Genomic DNA, 3,245 nt, shown 5'->3' with positions numbered 1-3,245 from the left:
AATAGAGAGCTGACGATGACCTACTCTCACATGGGCGAACCACACTACCATTGGCGCAACGATGTTTCACTTCTGAGTTCGGGAAGGGATCAGGTGGGGCCATCGCGCTATTGTCGTCAGCAAAGGGGGTTAGATATGAGTCTGTTGTTGTTATTGACTTCAAGTTTTATCTTAAAGCCTGTCAACATAAACCTAACTGAATCAAGGTTTAAGGTGATATCGAAATATATTTATATTCTATAGCATTTAGCTATACAAGATAGATTAATTAGAGCTTTGATACAAACCACTTGGGTGTTGTATGGTCAAGCCAAACGAGCAATTAGTACAGGTTAGCTACACACATCGCTGTGCTTCCACACCCTGCCTATCAACGTCGTAGTCTTCAACGGCTCTTTAGGGAAATCTAATCTTGAGGTGGGCTTCCCGCTTAGATGCTTTCAGCGGTTATCCCATCCGAACGTAGCTACCGGGCAATGCCACTGGCGTGACAACCCGAACACCAGAGGTTCGTCCACTCTGGTCCTCTCGTACTAGGAGCAGATCCTCTCAAATTTCCAACGCCCACGGTAGATAGGGACCGAACTGTCTCACGACGTTCTAAACCCAGCTCGCGTACCTCTTTAAATGGCGAACAGCCATACCCTTAGGACCTGCTTCAGCCCTAGGATGAGATGAGCCGACATCGAGGTGCCAAACACCGCCGTCGATATGAACTCTTGGGCGGTATCAGCCTGTTATCCCCAGAGTACCTTTTATCCGTTGAGCGATGGCCCTTCCATACAGAACCACCGGATCACTAAGACCTACTTTCGTACCTGCTCGACTTGTGGGTCTCGCAGTTAAGCGCGCTTTTGCCTTTATACTCTATGAACGATTTCCGACCGTTCTGAGCGCACCTTCGTACTCCTCCGTTACTCTTTAGGAGGAGACCGCCCCAGTCAAACTACCCACCATACATTGTCCTCGGTATTGTTATACCTGAGTTAGAACCCCGACATGACCAGGGTGGTATTTCAAGATTGGCTCCACCAAGACTAGCGTCTCGGCTTCAAAGCCTCCCACCTATCCTGCACAAGTCAGGTCAAAGTTCAATGTAAAGCTGTAGTAAAGGTTCACGGGGTCTTTCCGTCTAGCCGCGGGTACACAGCATCTTCACTGCGATTTCGATTTCACTGAGTCTCTGCTGGAGACAGCGCTGCCATCATTATGCCATTCGTGCAGGTCGGAACTTACCCGACAAGGAATTTCGCTACCTTAGGACCGTTATAGTTACGGCCGCCGTTTACTGGGGCTTCGATCAAGAGCTTCGCTTACGCTAACCCCATCAATTAACCTTCCAGCACCGGGCAGGCATCACACCCTATACGTCCACTTTCGTGTTTGCAGAGTGCTGTGTTTTTAATAAACAGTTGCAGCAGCCTGGTATCTGCGACTGCCAATAGCTTACGGAGCAAGTCCTTCACCATCAGCAGCGTACCTTCTCCCGAAGTTACGGTACCATTTTGCCTAGTTCCTTCAGCAGAGTTCTCTCAAGCGCCTTGGTATTCTCTACCTGATCACCTGTGTCGGTTTAGGGTACGATTCGTTTATAACTATTGCTTAGAAGCTTTTCCTGGAAGCATGGTATTTGCCACTTCACTGTACAAGTACAGCTTGCTATCAGATCTCGGTATAAAACAGTCCGGATTTGCCTAAACTGTAAACCTACATCCTTTCACCTGGACAACCATCGCCAGGCTGGCATAACCTTCTCCGTCCCTCCATCGCATTATAAACAAGTATCAGAATATTAACTGATTTCCCATCGACTACGCCTTTCGGCCTCGCCTTAGGGGTCGACTCACCCAGCCCCGATTAACGTTGGACTGGAACCCTTGATCTTCCGGCGTGCGAGCTTTTCACTCGCATTATCGTTACTCACGTCAGCATTCGCTCTTGTGATACCTCCAGCATGCCTTACGACACACCTTCACAGGCTTACACAACGCTCCCCTACCACTTGAAAACAAGTTTCAAATCCGCAGCTTCGGCTCCTAGTTTGAGCCCCGTTACATCTTCCGCGCGGGCCGACTCGACTAGTGAGCTATTACGCTTTCTTTAAAGGATGGCTGCTTCTAAGCCAACCTCCTAGCTGTCTATGCCTTCCCACCTCGTTTCCCACTTAACTAGGAATTTGGGGCCTTAGCTGGCGGTCTGGGTTGTTTCCCTCTCCACGACGGACGTTAGCACCCGCCGTGTGTCTCCCGGATATCACTCATCGGTATTCGGAGTTTGCATCGGTTTGGTAAGTCGGTATGACCCCCTAGCCGAAACAGTGCTCTACCCCCAATGGTGTTCGTCCGAGGCGCTACCTAAATAGCTTTCGGGGAGAACCAGCTATCACCGAGTTTGATTAGCCTTTCACCCCTATCCACAAGTCATCCCCTAGCTTTTCAACGATAGTGGGTTCGGTCCTCCGGTGCCTGTTACGGCACTTTCAACCTGCTCATGGATAGATCACTCGGTTTCGGGTCTATACCCTGCAACTAATCGCCCTATTAAGACTCGGTTTCCCTACGGCTCCCCTAAATGGTTAACCTCGCTACAGAATATAAGTCGCTGACCCATTATACAAAAGGTACGCGGTCACCCTAATAAATTAAGGCTCCCACTGCTTGTACGCACACGGTTTCAGGTTCTATTTCACTCCCCTCACAGGGGTTCTTTTCGCCTTTCCCTCACGGTACTGGTTCACTATCGGTCAGTCAGGAGTATTTAGCCTTGGAGGATGGTCCCCCCATCTTCAAACAGGATTTCTCGTGTCCCGCTCTACTTAATATGTATCATCTAGTGTTTCGAATACAGGACTATCACCTACTACGGTCAGCTTTCCCACGCTGTTCTTCTACACTAGAGTCAATCGGCTTCTCCCCGTTCGCTCGCCGCTACTTGGGGAATCTCATTTGATGTCTTTTCCTAAGGGTACTGAGATGTTTCACTTCCCCTCGTTCGCTTCCTAATAAATTAGGATACCTACCTTATGGTAAGTGGGTTTCCCCATTCAGAAATTTCCGGATCACAGGATATTGCCGCCTCCCCGAAACTTATCGCAGGCTGTCACGTCTTTCATCGCCTCTGACTGCCAAGGCATCCACCATGTGCGCTTCATTACTTGACCATACAACCCCAAGTAGTCTTTATCTATAAATAGATTCAGATTCCTAAGTGTTATAACAGTCTAATTATGATAACGATATCACCTA

The 3,245-nt window shown here is 48.8% G+C and carries 2 rRNA genes; both read right to left on the bottom strand.

The window, feature by feature from the left end:
* Nucleotides 1-7: 7 nt before the first annotated feature.
* Nucleotides 8-121, bottom strand: a 5S ribosomal RNA gene (gene rrf, locus AAEY88_RS12440).
* Between the two features lie 180 nt (nt 122-301).
* A 23S ribosomal RNA gene (locus AAEY88_RS12435) occupies nt 302-3,160 on the bottom strand.
* Between the last annotated feature and the right edge of the window lie 85 nt (nt 3,161-3,245).

It is taken from the genome of Psychrobacter sp. CAL346-MNA-CIBAN-0220, assembly GCF_040309805.1.
In the GTDB taxonomy this organism is placed as follows: domain Bacteria; phylum Pseudomonadota; class Gammaproteobacteria; order Pseudomonadales; family Moraxellaceae; genus Psychrobacter.
The sequence above is the reverse complement of the archived record's forward strand: the minus strand, read 5'-3'. Positions and strand labels throughout refer to the sequence as shown.